17 protein-coding genes are annotated in these 22,089 nt (G+C 38.8%); 7 read left to right on the top strand and 10 right to left on the bottom strand.

Annotated features, from left to right (window positions below; genetic code table 11):
* Nucleotides 1-198: 198 nt before the first annotated feature.
* Nucleotides 199-1,191: an alpha-L-fucosidase gene (locus QA584_RS09415; RefSeq protein WP_278274264.1), complete on the top strand. Its 993-nt coding sequence runs from the start codon at nucleotides 199-201 to the stop codon at nucleotides 1,189-1,191.
* A 181-nt stretch (nucleotides 1,192-1,372) separates the two neighbouring features.
* Here QA584_RS09415 and QA584_RS09410 read toward each other — a convergent pair whose 3' ends face one another.
* The 6 genes from QA584_RS09410 to QA584_RS09385 form a co-directional block, all read right to left on the bottom strand.
* Nucleotides 1,373-2,776 carry an FAD-binding oxidoreductase gene (locus tag QA584_RS09410; RefSeq protein ID WP_278274263.1) on the bottom strand — a complete coding sequence of 468 codons (1,404 nt, stop codon included), beginning with the start codon at nucleotides 2,774-2,776 and terminating at the stop codon, nucleotides 1,373-1,375.
* A gap of 118 nt (nucleotides 2,777-2,894) precedes the next feature.
* Nucleotides 2,895-4,085, bottom strand: a complete 1,191-nt coding sequence (locus tag QA584_RS09405; RefSeq protein ID WP_278274262.1) for an electron transfer flavoprotein subunit alpha — start codon at nucleotides 4,083-4,085, stop codon at nucleotides 2,895-2,897.
* A gap of 13 nt (nucleotides 4,086-4,098) precedes the next feature.
* Complete coding sequence (locus QA584_RS09400; RefSeq protein ID WP_278274261.1) at nucleotides 4,099-4,887, bottom strand: electron transfer flavoprotein subunit beta/FixA family protein; 789 nt, start codon at nucleotides 4,885-4,887, stop codon at nucleotides 4,099-4,101.
* Nucleotides 4,888-4,985: 98 nt separating this feature from the next.
* Nucleotides 4,986-6,542 (bottom strand): L-lactate permease, encoded by a 1,557-nt coding sequence (locus QA584_RS09395; RefSeq protein ID WP_278274260.1) that lies wholly within the window; start codon nucleotides 6,540-6,542, stop codon nucleotides 4,986-4,988.
* Between the two features lie 457 nt (nucleotides 6,543-6,999).
* Nucleotides 7,000-7,707, bottom strand: coding sequence for a FadR/GntR family transcriptional regulator (locus QA584_RS09390; protein ID WP_278274259.1), 708 nt, complete (start codon nucleotides 7,705-7,707; stop codon nucleotides 7,000-7,002).
* 252 nt (nucleotides 7,708-7,959) lie between these two features.
* Nucleotides 7,960-9,309, bottom strand: coding sequence for an MATE family efflux transporter (locus QA584_RS09385; RefSeq protein WP_278274258.1), 1,350 nt, complete (start codon nucleotides 9,307-9,309; stop codon nucleotides 7,960-7,962).
* Between the two features lie 576 nt (nucleotides 9,310-9,885).
* Here QA584_RS09385 and QA584_RS09380 point away from each other — a divergent pair.
* The gene (locus tag QA584_RS09380) at nucleotides 9,886-10,041 is read left to right on the top strand and encodes a hypothetical protein (protein WP_278274257.1); all 156 of its coding nucleotides are present in this window, start codon (nucleotides 9,886-9,888) and stop codon (nucleotides 10,039-10,041) included.
* A 169-nt stretch (nucleotides 10,042-10,210) separates the two neighbouring features.
* On the opposite strand, the gene QA584_RS09375 is transcribed toward QA584_RS09380, so the two are convergent.
* The 4 genes from QA584_RS09375 to QA584_RS09360 all read right to left on the bottom strand — a co-directional run bounded on the left by QA584_RS09375 (nucleotide 10,211) and on the right by QA584_RS09360 (nucleotide 15,701).
* Entirely contained in the window at nucleotides 10,211-11,158 is a 948-nt protein-coding gene (locus tag QA584_RS09375) for a glycoside hydrolase family 43 protein (protein WP_278274256.1), read from the bottom strand.
* A 529-nt stretch (nucleotides 11,159-11,687) separates the two neighbouring features.
* Complete coding sequence (locus QA584_RS09370) at nucleotides 11,688-12,164, bottom strand: GNAT family N-acetyltransferase (protein WP_278274255.1); 477 nt, start codon at nucleotides 12,162-12,164, stop codon at nucleotides 11,688-11,690.
* Nucleotides 12,165-12,269: 105 nt separating this feature from the next.
* Entirely contained in the window at nucleotides 12,270-14,654 is a 2,385-nt protein-coding gene (locus QA584_RS09365) for a GH36-type glycosyl hydrolase domain-containing protein (protein ID WP_278274254.1), read from the bottom strand.
* Between the two features lie 399 nt (nucleotides 14,655-15,053).
* Entirely contained in the window at nucleotides 15,054-15,701 is a 648-nt protein-coding gene (locus QA584_RS09360) for a flavodoxin family protein (RefSeq protein WP_278274253.1), read from the bottom strand.
* A gap of 347 nt (nucleotides 15,702-16,048) precedes the next feature.
* On the opposite strand from QA584_RS09360, the gene QA584_RS09355 reads away from it, so the two are divergent.
* The 5 genes from QA584_RS09355 (at nucleotide 16,049) to QA584_RS09335 (ending at nucleotide 21,933) form a co-directional block, all read left to right on the top strand.
* On the top strand, nucleotides 16,049-16,708 hold the full coding sequence (locus QA584_RS09355; protein WP_278274252.1) for a redox-sensing transcriptional repressor Rex: 660 nt from the start codon (nucleotides 16,049-16,051) through the stop codon (nucleotides 16,706-16,708).
* Between the two features lie 16 nt (nucleotides 16,709-16,724).
* Nucleotides 16,725-17,663, top strand: coding sequence for a LysR family transcriptional regulator (locus QA584_RS09350; RefSeq protein ID WP_278274251.1), 939 nt, complete (start codon nucleotides 16,725-16,727; stop codon nucleotides 17,661-17,663).
* A 1,285-nt stretch (nucleotides 17,664-18,948) separates the two neighbouring features.
* Nucleotides 18,949-19,791, top strand: a complete 843-nt coding sequence (locus QA584_RS09345; RefSeq protein WP_278274250.1) for a sulfide/dihydroorotate dehydrogenase-like FAD/NAD-binding protein — start codon at nucleotides 18,949-18,951, stop codon at nucleotides 19,789-19,791.
* A gap of 3 nt (nucleotides 19,792-19,794) precedes the next feature.
* Nucleotides 19,795-21,192 carry an NADPH-dependent glutamate synthase gene (gltA, locus tag QA584_RS09340; protein ID WP_278274249.1) on the top strand — a complete coding sequence of 466 codons (1,398 nt, stop codon included), beginning with the start codon at nucleotides 19,795-19,797 and terminating at the stop codon, nucleotides 21,190-21,192.
* A gap of 102 nt (nucleotides 21,193-21,294) precedes the next feature.
* Nucleotides 21,295-21,933, top strand: a complete 639-nt coding sequence (locus tag QA584_RS09335; RefSeq protein ID WP_278274248.1) for a redox-sensing transcriptional repressor Rex — start codon at nucleotides 21,295-21,297, stop codon at nucleotides 21,931-21,933.
* The last annotated feature ends 156 nt before the right edge of the window (nucleotides 21,934-22,089 follow it).

The following is a 22,089-nucleotide window of genomic DNA, read 5'->3' as shown; positions in this document are numbered from 1 at the left end:
TATATTTTTAAAGGACAATTTAAGCAACCTTTTTGTCTATTTTGGCAGTTCTTTCTATAATTAAAACATGCTATCGTATGTTCCATGGAATGCTTTTATCATATTCCCATTAACCTGTTTTGGCAACTTAACCGCAGTTTATCAATCGTTGAAAGTAGCATTAGACAGGAAATATCAAATACAAGGACTGGTATATATATGACTGATTATAATTTAATTGAAAAGCAAAAATGGTTTGTTAATTTACGATTTGGTATGTTTATTCACTTTAACAGTGCAACCTTCCAATTCGCTGATACCGAACTAAAAGATTGGGAATACGGACATGAGAATAATAAAGAACCCAGACAATTTCCTTTTTCTCCAAAGGAATGGAACCCCACTGAACTTAACCCTGCTTCCTGGGCAAAAGCCGCCAAGGCTGCCGGTATGACCTTTTCTGCCCTGACTGCCAAGCACCATGAAGGCTTTGATTTATGGCCAAGTAAATATACGCAACACTCTGTTAAAAACGGCTCCATAACTACCGATGTTGTTAAAGAATACCTTGATGCTTTTCGAAAAGAAGGTATCATTGCCGGATTATACTTTTCCATGTTAGACCTCCATCATCAGATTGGACGTGAAAAATGTACTCCCGCAGACAAACAATTCATCAAAGATCAATTAAGGGAATTATTAACCGGTTACGGCGAAATACCTTTCCTTATTATAGACGGCTGGAATGCCCACTGGGGTGGTCCTTCCTATACGAACCTGCCCTTTGAGGAAATTGATGAATTTGTAAAGCAATTGCAGCCGGATTGTATGCTGCTTAATATCAGCTGCGAATCCAATCTAAATCATACCGATATCGTATTTTATGAGAATGCCGCCGGTCAGGAGGTAGAAGACACCTTTAACGGTCCCGGTGCCAGCTGTAATATACTAACAGACACCTGGTTCTGGCGTACGACAGATACTACAATGAGTATAAAAAGTCCGGAGTGGGTAATTGAAAAAATTAACGAAATGAATCAACATAATGTTACTTTCCTGCTTAACGGTGCCCCGAACCAGAAAGGATTGTTGGATGATAATATTATTGGATGTTTTAATGAAATAGGAAAACGATATAAAAAACCTGGGGATCTGAATAAACTTCCTGAAAATTGGATTTATCGAACCGAACCGATTCATCATAAGCAATAGGCTTATTCCACGCTTGACAAAGCAGTATCATTCAATCATAAAAGGACTGTTGTTAAATTCAAGAATTAATTGCCCTGGACAGCATATGACCCAGGTTCTATAATTCCGCAATTAACAACAGTCCATTTCTCATAGATAAACCATGGTTATTACATCAAAATTCTACTAATTAGCAACCAGGTTACATCTGACAAACCTTATGAGGATTCAAAATATTCTTTGGATCAAAAGCCAGTTTTATCCCCTTCATAATTTCAACGGTAGCAGGATCCATCGCTTCCATTAAATAAGACTTCTTGGCATAACCGATACCATGTTCACCAGAAACCTGTCCGCGCAATTCTCTGGCTTTTCCATAAATCTTATCCATGGCTGCTTTCATTTTGTGTTCCCATTCTTCCTCACTTAAATCATCTTTTAATATATAGGCATGAAGATTACCATCACCGGCATGTCCGAAACTCTTAATGCGGATATTTACTTCCTTGTACAGACCGTGAATATATTCCACCATTTCATTTACAGAACTTCTGGGCACTACAACGTCTACTTCATCCATATAAGTGGTGGATCCTTTGATGGCTTCCAGGAAGGCTCCTCTGGCTTTCCAGATGGATTCTTCTCTTTCGTTGGTGTCAGAAATAAGGATGTCCAGGGCTCCTTGTTCCAAACAGATCTTTGCTACATTATCATAAGCATTTTCTATTTCTTCCGTTGAGTTGCCGTCAAATTTTAATAATAGATATGCATCTGCACTGTTATCCGGGAATTTTTTACCTAAATATTTCTCTGCATCCATAATTACTTCACGCTGCATAAATTCAATAGCAGTCGGTATGGATTTGGATTTTATGATTAAAGGTACCGTGCCGATGGCTGTTTCTAGTGATGGAAAGGGAATCAAAAGGCTGATGGCTTTTTTCGGTAAAGGAAGAAGCTTTAATATGGCTTTTGTAATAAGTCCGAGAGTTCCTTCAGAACCAACCATTAAATCCTTCATAGCATAGCCCGTACTGTTTTTAACTACCTTACCACCGAATTCCACTACCTTGCCGTCCGGCAGAACCACTTCAAGACCCCTTACGTAATCTCTGGTAACACCGTATTTTACTGCTCTCATGCCGCCGGCATTGGTACTGATATTTCCGCCGATTGTAGCTGATTTTTCTCCTGGATCCGGTGGATAAAATAAGTCTCTTTCCTGTACATAAGCTGCTAATTCCATTAAAAGCACACCTGGTTCCACCGTAATGGTTAAATTATCTTCGTCCAGCTCTAAAAAATGATTCATTAAGCTGGTATCAATCATAATACCATGTTCCATTGCTACCGAGGAGCCTACAAGTCCGGTTCCTGAGCCTCTTGGTGTAACCGGTATATTATTTTCATAAGCATAGTGCATAATTGCAGATGCTTCCTCCGTTGAGGTTATTTTTACCACTACATCCGGAAAACTTACCGTATCACTTAATTCATCGTGGCTATATTCTTCGTTGATATCTTCTCCGTATAGTACTCTTTCTTTATCATTTATAAGCTCGTTTATAAAAGTTAAATCAGCCTGGTCTAATTTTTTATAATTCATTTTTTCACCTATTTGGTACCCTGGTCTTACCTTGGATACTGCCACAAAATAATAATGTGAAAGAATCGTAATGTGGCACCTTTCTTTTTAAAATTTTCTTTCACAATTCACGTAATTTTTAAGCCCCTTTTGATAATTTGATCTGATTAATTAAGTTCGGAATGATTTCATATAAATCTCCGACCAGACCGTAGTGGGCAGTTTTAAATATCGGCGCGTTTTCATCCTTATTAATGGCAATAATGTGTTCTGAATTATTCATACCGGCAGCGAACTGTACTGATCCGGAAACTCCGCAGGTAATGATCAGTTTCGGTCTTACGGTTCTTCCGCTAAGCCCTACCTGACGTTTTGCTTCCAGCCAGCCAGCTTCCATAACCGGTCTTGTGCAGGCGACCTGTCCGCCTAATAGATCTGCTAATTCCTGTATCATCTGTAAGTCTTCCTCTTTTTTTATACCTCTGCCGGCTACGACCAAAACTTCGGAAGCTTCAATAAACTGTTCTTTTTCTTTTGCTATAATATCAAGAACCTCTACCTTACTGGTTAATTTGTCTGTATCAATGCTGCATTCTACGATTTCACCAGCTTCGGCTTCATTTCTTTTCGGCGCATCCATTACCTTGTAACGAACAGTTGCCATCTGTGGTCTATGATTCGGCGTTAAAATCTGAGCCATAATGTTACCGCCAAAAGCCGGACGGATCTGAACTAAATCTGTTTCTTCTGTAATATCAAGGATGGTGCAGTCTGCGGTCAAACCGGTTTTTAATCTGGCTGCCAGTCTTGGTGCAAGCTGGCGTCCTACCGGTGTGGCTCCCATTAAGATTGCAGTGGGTTTCATACGGTTTACAAAATCTTCAAACACAGCGGTATATGGTTCCATTATAAAACGAGCTAACTTCTCCTGGTCATATACGAATACTTTATCTACCTTATAATGAAGCAGTTCCTGAGCTTCTTTCGTTATATTACTGCCCATCATAACGGCATATACCGGGTGATTGATCTTACCAGCCAGTTCTTTTGCTTTACCGATTAACTCATAAGTGACCGGATGGATTACTCCGTCAATGTGGTCTACATAAACTGCAATTCCTTTCCAATTCTCTTTATCAATAACTGCCTTTTCCTCTTCCACATATTCAATGGCACCGGCAGGTCCTTTCTTTACACATAACTTACACATCTTACAGGCTGCATTAATTAACAGTTCCCCGTTTTTTTCTTCCATTGCTCCAAAGGGACAGATATTTATTACTTCCTGTATGTTACCGACTTTACTCTGATTAATAACTAATTTTGCCATGGTTAAATTCCCCCTATACGAATTTTAATTCCTGTAATTTTGTAAACAGCTGACCGGTAAGCTCTTCCTCAGAGCCCTTAAACATTTCTCTATGAGCATTTACTTCTGGTGGAAATATTCTTTGAACTTGTGTCGGGGATCCATTCAGTCCGTAATGCTGCTCATCCTTATCCTCTAATTCTGCCAGACTGATCACGGTGATTTCGCGGTCTTTTGTTGCTTGTTTCTTAACATAAGATGGCAGTCTTGGCATAAAGATATCTTTATCTACGGTAAGAAGGCAGGGGAATTGAAGCTTTGTAACTTCAATATCGTCTGTCATATCCATTTCTACCACAACAGAATCCTCATTGATTTCAACTATTTTTGAAACGTTGGATACACTTGGGATATTAAGCCATTCCGATACTTCTGGTCCTACCTGGGCGGTATCACCATCGGTCGTCTGCTTTCCGCAGAGTATCAAATCAATATCACCGATGGATTTTATCCCCTGGGATATGGTATAGCTGGTTGCTAGTACATCCGCACCGCCAAACTTTCGGTCAGAAATCAAAATTCCTTTATCCACACCCATGGCAAAGGCTTCTTTGATTACAACTGCTGCCTGTCCAGGGCCCATGGTCAGTGCATAAATTGTTCCACCTAATTCTTCTCTGATTCTTAAGGCCGTTTCAATTGCATATAGGTCATAAGGATTCATTTTGGATTCCACACCGTTTCTTTTTAATACCCCGGTTACCGGATCCACTTCCACCTTATTGCTGTCAGGTACCTGTTTAATACATACTAAAATATTCATTCTTATTCACCTTTCCCTTTTTGTGATTCTGTTAATGACTTCTTATGCGTCATTTCTATTGAAATTAATTCTTTATTTTAAGGCTTACTTCCTATCAACTAACCTAAAATCTGTGCACCAATATAAGTGAAGATACCGACAATCGCCAGGAATAAGACATAATATTTAAAGGTACCTTTTAAAAGGACACTTTCTTTCCCCTGTAACTGAACGGCTGCCACTGCTACTGCTATACTTTGGGGTGAAATCATCTTTGCTGTAATAGCTCCTGCTGTATTAGAGGCTGATATCCAGGCCTGATTTAATTGAAGTGCTGTGGAGGTCTCCGCCTGTAAGCCTCCGAATAATACACTTGAGGAGGTACCACTGCCGGTTACGAAGGTGCCGATAGATCCAAGTAATGGTGCAAAAAATGGATAGAAGGATCCGGTAACCGTTACAAACATAAGGGATATGGAACCAATCATTCCGCTGTAACCCATTAATTTTGCCGTAGCCATGATTGAAATAATGGTTACTATGGTCTTAAACATCTGAATTACGGTCTTTCTAAATATCGTAACCATTTCTCCAAAGCGTGCTCCTTGGATTTTACCGCCTATAAATGCCGCAAGAATAATCCACAGACCCGGTGTAGTAAGCCAGGAGAAAACATAAGGCGCCGCGCCTTCTCCGGTATAGATATTAACGGAGGTTTTTACTGTAGCTAATACTGCATTTAAAGGTGCTATTAATTTGGAGGTACCAAGTAAGAATATGAAGATCAATATGAAGGGGCTCCAGGCAATCAAAGCTTCTTTTCCTGTTACCTTACCGTGGTTTTTTTCCTCCAGGCAATATTCTTTATCAATATCTTTCTTACCGAATAACTTAGCGGCTGCTGCCGTACATAACATGGAACAAACGGAACCAATAACAACAGGAAGTTCTGCTCCAAGGAATTTTGCCACCAGATATTCCGGTACTAAGAAGGAAACTCCTGAAATCAGGGTAATAAGAAGGATACCTTTTAAGGAACCTTTCGATTTGCCTTTCTCTGATTTACCGGTTAAGTAGACCAAAATAAATGGTGTCAGAATAATAAGCGGCGCAAGTAAAGTTACTGTATTGGTGGATAAACCAAATACATCAAGGCCTGTTATCTTAGCCAGTGTGGTAGTTGGAATACCGATTGAACCAAATGCGGTAGGAGTTGCATTGGCTATGAGACATACGATAGCCGCGAAAACCGGGTTAAAGCCTAATCCCCATAACATGCTGGCCGGTATGGCAACCGCTGTCCCAAAACCTGCCATTCCTTCCATAAAACCACCAAAGCCCCATGCAATAATTAGTACCAGTACTCTTTTATCCTTTGTAACACTTGATAATATTTTTTTTATAACTTCCATTTTGCCTGTAGCTACACAGACATTATAAGTAAAAATTGCTGCTATGATTACGATAATGATAGGCCACAGCGCCAGGGCAATACCTTCTCCTACTGCAGTTATGCTTTCAAAAAAGGGCATCTTCCACACAAATACCGCCAGTACATATGCAATACCCAGTGCTATGGTACAGGCTTTAAAACCTGGTACTTTTAATGCTGTTAAGGCTACAATCAGCCAGATTATCGGTAGTAAGGCTAAAATAAAAGCTAAAGTCATATTCATGTATGGCTCCTAACCGCCCGTTCTAGCGGGCATCACTTAATTTTTTAGTATTTTCTTCTCCAAACTACTTATGCGCTGCGCAACACATATTGTATGGTTGTTAAAATGCATCTCTTTATCCTTATGTCATATTTCATTTCTGCTTATCTTTTGTAAGGATCACGTGATTTTATAAATTGGTAGTACCAATTTTTAGTGCAAAAAAATAAGGGGTTACCACAAAACAGAATGTTCGATCTACTTGCTAAAGAATGGGTATCAGGTACTGCTGTTGTAATTGAACCGATTTCCAAACAAGTAGCTTAGACAGAGAGTTTTGTAACACCCCTGTTCCACCAATCAAGCTTAAATTGGTAGGACCACTTTGTAATTTTATTATACTTTCCTTTTTTGTCGAAGTCAACAAACGACATTTTTTTAACAAATGATTTGTATGATATTACTTTTATCGGGCATTTTATATCGTTTTTATAAAATTTTCGCTTAATTTTTCGTCAATTATACCAAAATGTTTGTTAATTGCTTCATAAGCCATATTCTTGTCCCGCATAATAAGACTCTTGACCATTTCGGTATGAGCCTCTTTCAGTCTGCTTTTACTTTTATCCTCGCTTAATATTTCCCTTCTTAAATCCACAATAAACTGATCGATTAACTCGGACAGTGCCTGCAAGATATCTATAATCAAGGTGTTTTTGGAGGCCTTTGCTATATTATAGTGAAGTTTTTTGTCCAGGATAACGTTATTTTCTTCTGTTTCGCTTTCCAGTATGTTATTAATCTCAACGAGTCTTTCTACTTCATGTTCTGTAATATTGTCAATTGCCAGAAGCAGGGCCTGCATCTCCAACCCCCTTCTTAACTGGGATATCTGATGGTAATCGATCTGATTTAGGAGAAACATGATTGACATGGATTCTACCAGGTTGTTTTCGAAATTACCGGTTAAGTAATTGCCGGCTCCCTGCTGGCTAGAGATTACTCCTATGATATCCAGGGTTCTTATGGCTTCCCTTACGGAATTGCGGCTTACCCCCAGTATCGTAGACAATTCCCGTTCCGCTGGAAGTTTCCCTCCGGTGATTAAATTTCCTTCACGGATCTGACCTTTTATATAATCAATAACTTTGATATATGATTTTTTATGAAGTTCTTTTTCATCCATTGGTTTCTCTCCTTGTACTATCTTTCTTCCATTGTAATAGCAGGGTATGCAAAAAGCAATTAGTTTCTTATTATAATGTGTTTTGCGCTAATTAAGATTGTAAGATAAGGTGTCTTCGCGGTATAGAGGCTGGGTACTTGATAAAAGCAGCTTGGGAAGTTGTGAAGGAACATCGGAAGAGGTATCATTTCTAAACTTAGGATTCCGTGTCTGATTTAAGCGCTTAGGCTACTCTCCAGCTATATTGAATTGTTACAAAGCATGCTTTTTCTTATAAATGAAGAAATATGTAATAAAAAGTATTGAGGTTACCGACCAGGTCAAAGGATAGCTAAATATTACGGTTCGGATATTTGTATGGATGGGGACTGCTGTAAAAATCCAAAGGATACGCAGCACACATACACCTAAACAGGAAAGGATCATAGGTATTATCGCGCTGCCCATTCCTCTTAAGGAACCGGAAAATATTTCAATGGAAACATAAGTACAGTAGGTCGGTACCAGAAAGTGAAGGATTTCCATTCCTTTTTTTATAACCTGATCATCTTTGGTAAACCAACGATATACGTAGGTTCCGCCAAAAGAAAGCAATATACTTAAACAGATTGCGGCAGACACCGCCATTACCAAACATACCAGGATGCCTTTTTTTACTCTGTCATTTTTACCGGCTCCATAGTTCTGACCTACAAAGGTCGTAACAGATATACCAAAGGAACCCATAATCATCCAAAAGATACCATCTATCTTACCATAGGCTGCCCAGGCTGCGATGGTATCTGTTCCAAACTGATTTATACTGGACTGGATTAGTACATTAGATACGGAATACATAAGAGACTGAAATCCTGCCGGTATACCAATATGTATAATGCGGTTTAGCATTTCCCTATGAAATCTGATTTTTCTTACATATAACCGGTAACAGTCGTTGGATTTCATAAGTGCCAGACATACCAGTGCTGCACTGAAAAACTGGGATATTACCGTAGCAATGGCTGCTCCTGCAACTCCCCACTTAAAAATGATTACAAATAAAATATCCAATATTATATTTAAAAAACAGCTGGCAATCAAAAAATATAAAGGTCTTCTGGAATCCCCGATTGCACGTAAAATTCCAGCCCCCATATTATAGGTCAGATTTGCTGTCATTCCTCCAAAATAGATACGGATAAATACAAGAGAATATGGCATGATTGATTCTGGCGTACCCATTAATCTTAGAGCCGCTGGCGCACCGATCAGACCGATACTCATAATCACAGTCCCTCCTACCAACGCCAGCATAATTGCGGAATGTACTGCCTTGCTTACATTTTCCTCCTTTTTTGCTCCATAATACTGAGAAATTGTTACAGTGGCTCCGGTTGATATACCTACAAAACAGCCAACAAACAAATTAATGATTACTCCAGTGGTTCCGCCTACTGCGGATAATGCTTCCTTACTGACATATTTCCCTACTACAATTGCATCAATTGTAGTATACAACTGCTGAAAAAAGGTTCCAAACAGTAAAGGAAAGAAAAAGATAAGCAGCTGCCTCCATATAACTCCTTCTGTAATACTATTACTGCTTGTCTGTAATTGCTTCATATTTGCGCCCATTGCATATCGCAAGCTGACTTGCGATACAGCCACAATAAACCAGGTTGAACGTATTGTATTGCGGCATCCTTTCGATTCTAATTTTTCTTGGCATAAAGCCCCTTTGCTCTTGAATACCAATACAGTTGAGCAACACTAAATACAAATTATAAACGATTGTAAAGGTAGATTCAAATTAAAATTTTTATAATAAGTTAACTTTTTTGCAGCTTATGAATCATCCGGAAGTCAAAAGTCACACAACCTGGTATTCCTCCAAAAACAATATTTTTTTGCAATCAGATCTTATGTATTTTGCATCATATCTTCTGTTATTAATCTTAAGATATACCTATTAGCCGATTCATAAATTCTATTAATCAGCAGATATTCCTATTAACTGATTCCTAAATTCTATTAATCTGCAGATACTTCTATTAACTTATTCCTTATTTCTATTAATCTGTAGATACTTCTATTAACTGATTCATAAATTCTATCAATCTGTAAATACTATCTACAGCTTTATTCTATGGAATAGACAGGTAACAGACGATATTTTTCGATGAGCTGAAAGGAAAATCTATGGATAACAATAAAAACCGAGAAAAAGACAGGGAAAAAAGCAATGCAGAATTGCGTAAAATGAAGCCAAAAGAAAACGCGGATGTAGGAATTATGAATGGTCAGATTCTTGGAGTTCATGAAGGAAAACATGAGAAAAGAAGATCTGAAAAATAAAATCCGATATATCGTTTTTGCTTACAACCAAAAAGCTACAAGGAAAGAAAACAGGTCACCTATCAAGGTCCGTTAACAGTAACATATACTTCCTGCATGACAGGGGATCTGTTTTCTTCACTTCGATATACAGACCCGACTAGGTCTGCTTCTTCAAGTCATTATTACACTAACGTTCGGACGGCAGCTTTTTAAATAATTTTAATCTTTCATATTCCTCCATGGTTATTGTTAGAATGGTACCATGCTTATAACCATACGGAAACTGAAAGGATTTGTCACCTCGGAGGAAATCCCCCGTCATGATACTCTCTGCCAGAAATGGAACATAGCCCTGTTCTGCAGCCGAACACCCATAGAAATCCAGGAACAAACACCACCTGCCATTTTCTAATTTAACTGCCGTTGGTGCTTCATATTGACCTGCCTGAAGCTGTTCCATACTTTTATCAAATTTTTGTATTCTCCGGTAAGGACCGGTTATGCTCTCTGCTTCCATAAGAATAATTCCTTCTGGACTTCTTTCACTTTTTAAAAACATATAATATTTACCGGCTTCCTCATAGATGGCAGAATCAATGACTCCGCTGTCCTCCTTCTGATACAACAACCGGGGAGCTGTAAAATCAATAAAATCTTTTGTCCTGGAATAATAGATTCCTTTTTCGCCGTATAAGTTAGAACTGTGAGAGGAAGACCAGTGGACAACATAGTCTTTTTCATCCCTATCGTATATGATATCTGGCGCCCACAAACATCCAAAATTATCATCTCCCAATTTTAACATCCTCTGTTTGGACCAGTGAATCAAATCATCGGATTCCCAAAGGACCAGGCACTTACTTCCATTTCTGGATATTTCATCCCAGGAATTATTATATTGATTGGGCATACCATAAGCTAAGCTTAAATCTGTAGCCAAAATAATGAATTTACCTTCTTGGGTTCTGGTGATAGTAAAATCCCTGACACCTTTATCACCACAGTAACTCCAAAGAACCGGATTTCCATCATTCACTTCTTCCCAATGAAAACCGTCCTTACTGACACCAAAATAAACCTGCTCCCCGTCCGGTGTTCTCTTTTCTTTAAAATGAACAAATAAGTAAGCTTGCATAATATCCCTCCTGAAAATATGAATTATTTTAGACTGGCTATTTATAGTTTTATAGATTTTCATGTGATTCTTTGTGATTCATTTTGAAATTTTTTATTATTTTCTTTTATTCTTTTGTATTATTCCCTTATATTTTTTGATCTCTCTACATATGCTTTTTGATTAATTTAATTTTTATCTTTCTCTAATTATACCTTGTTTTGCTTTCATTTAAGATACATTATGCTCCGCAATAGTTGACTTTTCTTCCGGCTTACTTACTATGTATATATTATTTCTTTCTTATAAAACAACCCCCGGTTTCTAAAATTCTACTCCTTTACTGGCACCGAATTCTATAACCGGGGGTTTTGTACTACTTCTTAATATTCAATTATTTTAACAAAATATACAAAAGCTCCCAAAATAAAAAATCGGGCAATAGAGGGCTGAACCTATTATGAGTTCACCCTCTTAAAAATTTGTATGGCAAATAGATGAAATTTAGAGTTTCTCAAATACCTATACCCTATAATAAATCAGGTTCCATTTATGTATTTAAAATTTCCATAGGAGTTGCGTTTATCGCTGCTTGCAGACCACATTTTTTATAGAATTCAACGCTTTTTTTCTCCTCAGAAATCAATATGATATAGAGATATGTTTTATACTTTTCTTTTATAGCTTCAACCAGTTCTTTACCAATTCCCATTCCCTGATAGTCCGGGCGAACCAGTAAATAATGCACATAAGCCGTCATTTCCCCATCATCTAAAGCATTGATTAAACCAATTAATTTAGCTCCTTCCCAGACTGATATAACGGTTCCAGAATTTCTCATAGCTTTCACAAGACGGTCAGGATAGTTGGCTGACAGCCATCCTACGGATGAAAATAATTCCTTTAAATCCTGTTCGTCAAAATCTTTCGTCCCTTTAAAGCAATAACCCATGCTGTTCTGCCATTGAATATCACACTCGGATTGCATATCACCCTTACTAATACTAGCACTTTTAATAATACTCATATTTCATAACTCCCTTTGCTCACTTGTTAAAGTCATTCCCGTTTATTACATAACCCATTATGGTATTTTCTAAAACCATATGATTTCCTTGTTGTCAATAGATTTCTATCTTACAACCGGCAATTTTACGATTATCTGATATTCGGTACCAGATGTTAAATCTGTTAGTTTACCATCCTTTATCAATTTACCCTCTACATACACTTCTGTCTTCTTAATTCCCTGTTCCCTCTTAATATCAATATAAAGCTTGGCGCCTCGAATGGTTCTGATAATAGAAGCCTCCTGCCAGTGGGACGGAAGCTTGGGATTAATTTGTATTCCTTCCTTGGTTCCTTTCACTCCAAACAAACCGTCAATAAAACAGCGGTAATACCAGGATATGGTCCCGGTGTTAAATAAATGGCTGGAACGGCCCGCAGTTCTGGGAAATTGTCTGTAAGCCCCTCTGTAATAGTTAGGGATGAAAACCGGTAACTGTCCTCTTCGTATATAATCCTCTTCCCCCGGTCCCGGAAGCATTTTTCTTAATAACCGATAGGCAATGTCATTTTCTGATTTTGTGTAAAGCGCGTAGATATAAAAGGCAGAAGCATGATTATATACAGCACCATTCTCTGCCGTACCCGGATGTTTCTGGGTTACCCTTCCTACATCCTCACGCATGGCGGTATAAGAGGGTGCCAGTTTTTCCACTCCATAAGGAGTTTCCAGCTGCTCTTCTACGGCTTTCATTAATTTCTTCTGTTTATCTTCATCTGCCGCACCGCATAACATGGCCCATCCCTGAGGATTAATAAATATTCTGCCTTCCTTATCCGTACTGATACCAAATACTACGTTATCATCGGTAATGCCTCTGGCATACCACTCTCCGTCCCACAAATATTGATTAATTCCTTCATTGGATTTAAGTGCCAGTTGGCAGAATTCCCTGCTGGTTTCTGGGCGTCCGTCCTGTTCACAGATCTCTGCCCAGATTAAAAATGCATAGGCAGAGGCCATTGTAAGCCAGCCGGATACCCCTTTTCCTTTGTACCCCACCATATTCATAGGGTCACACCAGTCACCCTGATTAATATAATTAAGTCCTCTCTCATCTCTTGCACGTAATAACCAGTACATGGCACGGTCAATATGCTCTCTTACGGGTACTTTCTCTTCCTGATCTGCAAATGGAACTAACTCTTCTAGTATCGAATAATCCGCCGTTTCCTCCAGATATGCGCCGATACAGATGGGCAGCCATACACAGTGATCCGTATGGGGTACCTGATTGATGTATTTTAACTCTGCATCTTTGTGCAGGAGAATACCATCTGGCATGGCTCCGCTTTCATTCTGCTGACTTAAGGCATGAAGAAATGCAGCTCTTGCGGTCCCGGCATTGATGTAACTCATCCCCATATTATCCTGCAGATAATTCCTGGTTTGAGGATCCGTTGTAAGGCGGTTCGTGATGCCGTGGTAATACATCTGTCTTGGAAGCCAGTGATTAACGAAATTATCCAGATCTTTATCCGGTGTCTTTATTATAATGCTGCCTTTACCTTTGGCGATGTATTCTGCATATTGTTCCAACGCTTTTGTAAAACCGTCTCTGCCATCTGCATCCTTACTTTTGAAATATTTATTTCGAATGAAAGCAATTTCTTCTTCATTATGTGCGGGTCCAAAAATAAATCGGTAGTCCTTTTCTTCACCAGGTTCCATCTCCAGTTTATATTGCAGGACACAGACCGGAAGTTCATATCTGGAATCCCCTTTTTCCAATTCCTCCGCCGCAACGGCCGAAGGCATTGTGATTCCGCCTTCCCCCTCAAAGGCTTCCTGGCTGACTTCCCAGGAATAAGGTTTATGTTCTGCTAATAGATAGGTTTTATCACTGTAATTTTTGATGGTGTAATAATCCTGATATTTTTGATAAGGTGATATAGAGGAACATACAATACTCTGTAATTCCTCCAGATATTCCCCGCACTGATTCATCCAGGACATATACCCTACTGTATAATAAGGATAAATGCTTATTTTTCTATTCTTACCGGAGAGATTCTTCACCTTGATCTGCCAAAGTTCCATGGCATCTTCTTTGGGCAGGCTAAGACACATTTCAATCACTATTTCATTGCAGGTCACTGACCACTTAATATCATGTTTGCCGACGGAAAAGGTATAGTTATCCGGTAGTTTGCGCACCGGTTCATAAGGTGCGGAAAAGATAGTTCCGTTTTCTTCATCCTTTACATAAACAAAACGTCCAGGATGGTGGGAATAGTAGGGCTGCTCCGGCTGCATAAAGCTTTTTGCCTCCAAATTAGGACCATGGGAGTATTTTGCAGGTTCCGGCTGCATAAATTGGGCGGTTGCATATCCACGGCAGCTTACCTGTATCATCATCTTTTCATTCCATAAGAAACCGGTGGCCTTAGGCAGGCTGGTTGGATTGGTCAGTTCATAATATTGATTATCTTCGGATGCACGTATCATAATCACTTCTCCTTTTTATGTCACAAATTTTTAGCATTGTATCCTATCTCTATTTTACTTTGGTCTAACGATTATAACTTAATTTATGATTTGAGAGTCAAAAGCCTCAAAAAACTTAATTAATGAATAACCCGGTATATATATTCATTTTGTCGTAGACCGGCTGACAAGGCTGTTTATGTCCGACTAGAGACTCAGCAAAAAGCTGAGCAGTGCGATGCTTTTTGCATCTATGAGGCTCTACAAAGGACATGCCGCAGGAAGGTAAGGTAGACAAAATGAATATATATACCGGGTTATTCATTTTACAACCTAAATTAGGCTTTTGACTCTCAAATCATTTTTTTAACTTTATACTTTTTACTTCTATACTTATGTCTGCTTTATAATGAAACCATTTTAGCGTTTTCCAAATCGGTATCCCATATCGTATGCTTTTTTACAGTCCTCTGGAAAAATCTCTTCCCGGCGTTTTGCCTTTTCTTCCTCATTAAAAGCGGAAGATTCATATTTGGTGTAGTCATCAAACTGATAGGTATCCGTAACAAATAAGCTTTCCGTTTCACCAAAAGTCCTTGCTAAAGGATTCTCAATGGTGGTTGAAAACATCTGTTTATAACCTACTTTATCTAAATATGCTTCCGGTACATTCATGGTATAAATCAGCCCCACCGGTATTTTATTCTGATTCAAGTTGGAATAATTCTTATCGTAAACCAGGTATTGAAAGATAAGACGCTCCAGAAAGGACCTCATCTCACCGGTAACCATACCCAGATAAATTGGAGAACCCAGAATTAAGGCATCCGCATTCTGGATTTTCTCAAACAATGGTTTTAAGTCATCCTTTACCGCACAGTTTCCATAACTTTTACTGCCAATCCGCTTACAGGCAAAACAACTGATACAGCCTTTATAATCAAGGTCATAAAGGTTAATAAGTTCAACCTCCGCTCCGGCAGAAACTGCGCCTTCCATGGCTTGTTTTAATAAAGTTGCCGTATTCCAATTCTTTCTGGGACCACCGTTAACAGCTAATACTTTCATACTTTTCTTTCACTCTTCCCAGCATCGCATACGTGACATACTGCCTTAGGCAGCCGCTGGCACCTTTCTCTTATCATATATCCTTACAAACTTCGCGACCTGGCTGTCCAAAGCCGCAAAAAGCCCATGAGAATCCTACATAATACTAACATATTTTTCTTGAAAATGTAAAGGATAATCGACACCCTTAATAACTGCAAACCTACCAGGATTCTGCGATTCCCTTTGCTGCTGATTTCTTCCTGGATTACCAGTGGCGAAAGTCGCAGAAACAATTGACATCAACCTATTTAAACATTATAATATCGATAATCAGATACTGAAATATACGAAAGGGGAGATAGCCCGTGAATGAAGAAAAAGTTATGCCCATTAAAATTTCAACCCAGGCTTTGGAACGCATGCCCTATTATCTGCAGTACTTAAGGCAGTTGCAGAAGGAAGGTACTATGGTTATCGCTTCACCTGCTATTGCCACAGATCTTTCCCTGAGTGAGATTCAGGTAAGAAAAGACCTGGCTGCCGTAAGTACCCAGAAAGGAAAGCCGAAAGCAGGTTTTATGATACAGGATTTGATTTATAATATGGAAGATATTTTAGGGTATCATAATGTAAAGGATGCAGTACTTGTAGGGGCGGGTTCTCTTGGCAGGGCACTGCTGTCTTATAAGGGGTTTGACAGCAGCGGAATGCATATTGTAGCTGCTTTTGATATAGATGAAACGATTATCGGCGCTGAACTCTACGGTAAAAAGGTTTTATCCGTTAATAAGCTAAGCGGCATGTGCAGAAGACTAAACGTTCATATTGGAATCATAGCTGTCCCGCAGGATATGGCCCAGACTGTATGTGACCAGCTGGTAGCCGGAGGAATCCAGGCAATCTGGAATTTTGCCCCCATACATTTAACTGCTCCGGATGAAATCTTAATACAGAATGAAAATATGTCGGCTTCCCTGGCAATCCTTTCAAAACACCTGCAGGAAAAAATAAACTTAAACAATTAAATGGAGGCACCTAAAGTTGAATACCTTATATTTTAAATATGCCATTGAGGTGGAACGTTTAGGTTCCATAACCCAGGCAGCTGACAACCTGTATATGGCACAGCCTAACTTAAGCAAAGCAATCAAAGAATTAGAAGACAGTCTTGGTATTTCCATATTTAAAAGGACTTCAAAAGGAGTTATTCCCACCCAAAAAGGTTCGGAGTTCCTTATATATGCTAAAAACGTATTGGCTCAGATTGATAAAATGGAAGCTTTAAATACTACCGATGATACAAATAGACAGTGCATCAACATGTCCATTCCACATGGGACTTATATTGCCGATGGTATAACAAACTTTGTTTCTGCACTGGACCAGAATAAAGAAATCAATATTAATATAAAAGAAACCAATTCTATGGAGGCTATCAATAATATTATTTATGATAAATTTGATATCGGCATTATCAGATATCAATCTGTTTACGAGAATTATTTTTTGGATTACCTGGCAGATAAGAATTTCTGTAATGATCTTATATGGGAATATGAATTATTAGCCTTAATGTCAACGCATCATGCTCTTGCATCGGTGAAAGAAGTCCACTTTTCCGATTTAAATGATTCTATGGAAATTATGCACGGTGATATTACGATTCCGTACATCTCCTCCGGTGAATCAAAAAAATCCAAGGAAGCTACGCAGCTTGATAAACGGATCTATGTATACGAACGCAGTATTCAATTTGATCTGCTTTCCCGTATTCATAATACATTTATGTGGGTTTCTCCTATTCCTAAAAAGTTATTGGAGCGGTATGATCTTACACAAAGAAAATGCAGTGTTCCAAATCATCAGTACAAGGATGTTTTGATTTATCCAAAGGGCTATAAGTTTACATCTCTTGATAAAAAGTTGATTGACAAGATTTATGAGGCGAAAAATGAAGTGGCTTATCGGGAATATTACTAATTCTGTTTGGTTATTAATTGACGAAAGTTATCAGTTGCCGAAACTTCGCAGTTTTAGGGGGATGGCTACCTGATGGAGCCGGGATAAAATCAGCATGGAATGTTTTGATATGGAAGTAGTGGTTTGGAGGTATCTCGTAAGCTTAGATTCTTCGCCTGAATTCATTAATGGCTTTTTCATGTGGTAAAGCTAGAGGAAACAGGCACAAACTCCTCGTTTCACTCGTCAGACAGTGTGCCTGTTCCCTCTAAACCACATTCAAAATCCATAAATGAATTATGCAGGCTCAGAATAATGCGCTTACGAGATACCTCCAAACCACTACTTCCAGGTACAGTTTTCGAGCTGATTTTATCCCGGCTCTATCAGATTGTTATTTAGGCTGTGAACTGCGAAGTTTCTCCTGTTTTGCTGGGTGCAGATGTGCAGTTAATGAATTTATGGGTTTGATAAGGGGTTGGGGTGGTATATGTCTATAATATATATCTTTTGTTAGGTGACATGTTTTTAACCGTTGCCTTCTGTCCCAATCTCGGAGCGAATTGGCAAGTGCAGGATGTACAAATTTTGTGATATATGTTTTAGAAGTAAATTTGAACTATTTTTTGTATATTCTTATTATTGGTCTGAGGTAATACTTAATGTCTGCTGATGTACTGCTGATTGTACTCTTTTGAATTTATCTCTAAAATATATCGTTTCATATCTTTTGATATAAACCTATGCTATAAAACGAAGCAGCTATATATCCTAACCAGTATATCGATATCGCAATATTGATATACTGGTTTTTTCATATGCAATTCCATATATCAGACGTTTGTTTTTTATATGTCTACTGAATCATTGCTTAATCTTTGGGACTTGATTTTATATTTAATGCATTTCTTTGTATTTCTTATATTAAGGTTTATACTTTTATTGTTTTCTTCTTTTCGATGCTTTATCGTGTAATGGCTTCTTTCTTTCCTTTTTTGACTATGTATGTGATTTTTTATGTAGCATTAAATCACAAGGATGCTTATTTTTACCTTTCGTTTTTAGTACTGCTGTTTTTATTGGTTTGTTTCATAAATATATTTATTTTACTTATATTGCCTAATATTACCTTATATGCTATTTTGATTTGCATTTCTTTATATCGATATTTGTATATCGATATTCTTTCTTTATATTTCACACTGAATTTTTGGTTTGTTAAAATAATAACAATGAATTTTGAATACCAAACAAGTTACCTGCCGGACCTTTTACCTGGGACCCTTGGCAGCAGACAGGAGTTATTATGAATCAGATTGTAAATAAGGAACAATTGAATCCTACCGTTACTCTTATGGAGATTGATGCACCTTTGATTGCTAAAAAGGCGGAACCGGGACAATTTATTATCCTGCGTGTAGATGAGAACGGTGAGCGGATTCCACTTACTATTGCAGATTATAACAGAGAAAAAGGTACCATAACTATTATATTTCAGATTGTTGGAGCAACTACGGAGGCCTTAAATCACTTACAAACCGGTGATTATATCCATGATTTCGCCGGTCCTTTAGGAAAAGCTACGGAAACAGATGGTTTAAAGAAAGTAGCAGTAGTCGGCGGCGGTGTCGGATGTGCCATTGCTTATCCAATCACTAAGAAACTCCACGAGCTTGGATGTGAAGTACATTCCATCGTAGGGTTCCGTAACCGGGAATTGGTTATTTTAGAAGAAGAATTTAAAAAGGCCAGCAGTAAACTTGTTTTAATGACCGATGATGGAAGTCATGGAGAAAAAGGTCTAGTAACGGATGCCTTAAAGCAGTTAATAGAGGACGGAAATCAATATGATGCTGTAATTACCATCGGTCCTCTTATTATGATGAAGTTTGTATGCAATTTAACAAAAACTTACAATATTAAGACCATTGCCAGTATGAATCCGATTATGATTGACGGCACCGGCATGTGCGGCGGCTGCCGTTTAAGCGTCGGCGGTAAAACACAGTTTGCCTGTGTTGACGGACCGGATTTTGATGGTCATGAAATTGACTTTGACGAAGCGATTACCCGCTCCCTGATTTACAAACCATTTGAACGGGAAGCTCATGAAGCTTTATGCAATCTTTATCAGATGGAGGTGAAATAATATATGCCGAATATGTCCCTAACTAAAAATGAGATGCCCTTACAGGCAGCAGATATCCGTAATAAGAACTTTTTAGAGGTTTCCTTAGGTTATACGAAAGAGCAGGCTATCGATGAAGCAAAGCGCTGCCTTAATTGTAAACATAAACCCTGCATTGGAGGATGTCCCGTACAGATCGACATTCCAGCTTTTATAGAAGAAATGGCTGAGGGAAATTTTGAAGCGGCTTATGAAGTAATTACCAGGTCCAGTTCCCTTCCTGCGGTATGCGGAAGAGTCTGTCCCCAGGAATCCCAGTGTGAACAAAAATGTGTCAGAGGAATTAAGGGTGAACCGGTTGCTATTGGCAGGTTAGAGCGGTTTGCAGCCGATTACCATAATGCAAACAGTATGGAAAAAGCTGTAAAGCCTACCCCCAACGGTCATAAAGCTGCGGTTATTGGTTCTGGTCCTTCCGGGCTTGCCTGTGCCGGCGATTTAGCTAAGAAAGGTTATGCCGTAACTGTATTTGAAGCACTTCATTTAGCCGGCGGTGTACTGGTATATGGTATTCCTGAATTCCGTCTGCCAAAGGCCATTGTGCAGAAAGAAATTAATACCTTAAAAGAACTAGGGGTTAAAATCGATACCAATGTTATTGTTGGAAAAACTCTGTCTATAGAAGAATTAAAAGAAGAATATGGATTTGAAGCTGTATTTATCGGCTCGGGTGCCGGTCTTCCAAGATTTATGAATATTCCTGGTGAAAATTTAAAAGGTGTTTATTCTGCCAATGAATTCTTAACCCGTGTAAATCTTATGAAAGCCAACCATGCAGATAGTACCACTCCTATCCAGAAGGGTAAAAAAGTTACCGTAGTAGGCGGCGGTAATGTTGCCATGGACGCTGCCAGATGTGCCAAACGATTAGGCGCCGAAGTTACTATAATCTATCGCCGTACAGAAAAAGAACTTCCTGCAAGACTTGAGGAAGTAGAGCATGCCAAAGAAGAAGGCATTGAGTTCTTATTCTTAACCAATCCCCTTGAAATCAAAGGTGATACCAACGGCTGGGTTACTGCACTTCGCTGCCAGGAAATGACCTTAAGTACCCCCGATGAATCAGGACGTGCCAAACCAATACCCCTTGACGGCAGTGAATTCGACAAAGAAACGGATTGTGTGATTATGTCTATTGGTACTTCTCCAAATCCCCTCATTAAGTCCTCCACCAAAGGTCTTGAAACACAGAGATGGGGTGGAATTATCGCAGAAGAGACTACTGGATTAACTTCTCTTGAAGGCGTATATGCCGGTGGCGATGCAGTTACCGGTGCTGCAACTGTCATCCTTGCCATGGGTGCCGGAAAAACCGCCGCCGCTGCAATGGATCAGTACATTATGGGGAAAGGGAAACTATAAAAGAAATTTATTATAAGAAAGGTTGCCGCACTGAGAATCTTTCACACATTCTTATTTGTGGCATTATCCCAGACCGCCTGGGATATGTAATGGGTGTAAATCATGATTTATAAATCCATATCCGCGCAGACCTTAAAGCGTCTGCCTGTTTACCTCGATTTATTAAATTCTCTTCCGGCAGATAAATTCACCTTTATTTCGGCTACAACCATAGCCGAGGCCTTGAGATTAAATGATGTTCAGGTAAGAAAAGATTTGGCTTTAATCAGTTCCGGCGGACGTCCGAAAATTGGATACCAGACAAAGAACCTGATTTATGATATAGAAAAGTTCTTAGGATATGACAATGTAGACAGTGCGGTACTTGCAGGTGCCGGAAGTTTAGGGCGGGCACTTCTCTCCTATGACGGTTTCTCCAAATACGGACTTGATATTGTGGCAGCTTTTGATGTGGATGAAACGATTATTGACACTACCATTAACGGAAAACAGGTACTCTCTTCCGACAAACTTAATACATTATGCAGCCGTATGAAAGTAAGAATCGGAATTATAACCGTACCAGCTCCTTATGCCCAGGAAATCTGCGATCAGATGGTAAAAAGCGGAATTCTTGCCATATGGAACTTTACAACGGTTACTTTAAAGGTTCCAGATACTATCCTGGTGCAAAACGAAGATATTGCCTTTTCACTGGCTAAGTTATCTAAGAATTTATCCAATCGGTTGAATATCTTATGATTTTCAACCAGCTGAATAACCTACGATTTTCATCCGTTTAAATAATCATTTACCGTTTAAATAATCATTTACCTTTTACAATAATAAGTACTTATTAGATTACTGATTTATATACAATCAATAAATACAAAAATAAGTTCATTTTCAGGAGGATTC

Origin of the sequence: Anaerocolumna sp. AGMB13025 (genome assembly GCF_029689925.1) — a bacterium.
GTDB lineage: Bacteria > Bacillota > Clostridia > Lachnospirales > Lachnospiraceae > Anaerocolumna.
This window is presented reverse-complemented; position numbering and strand designations above follow the sequence as displayed.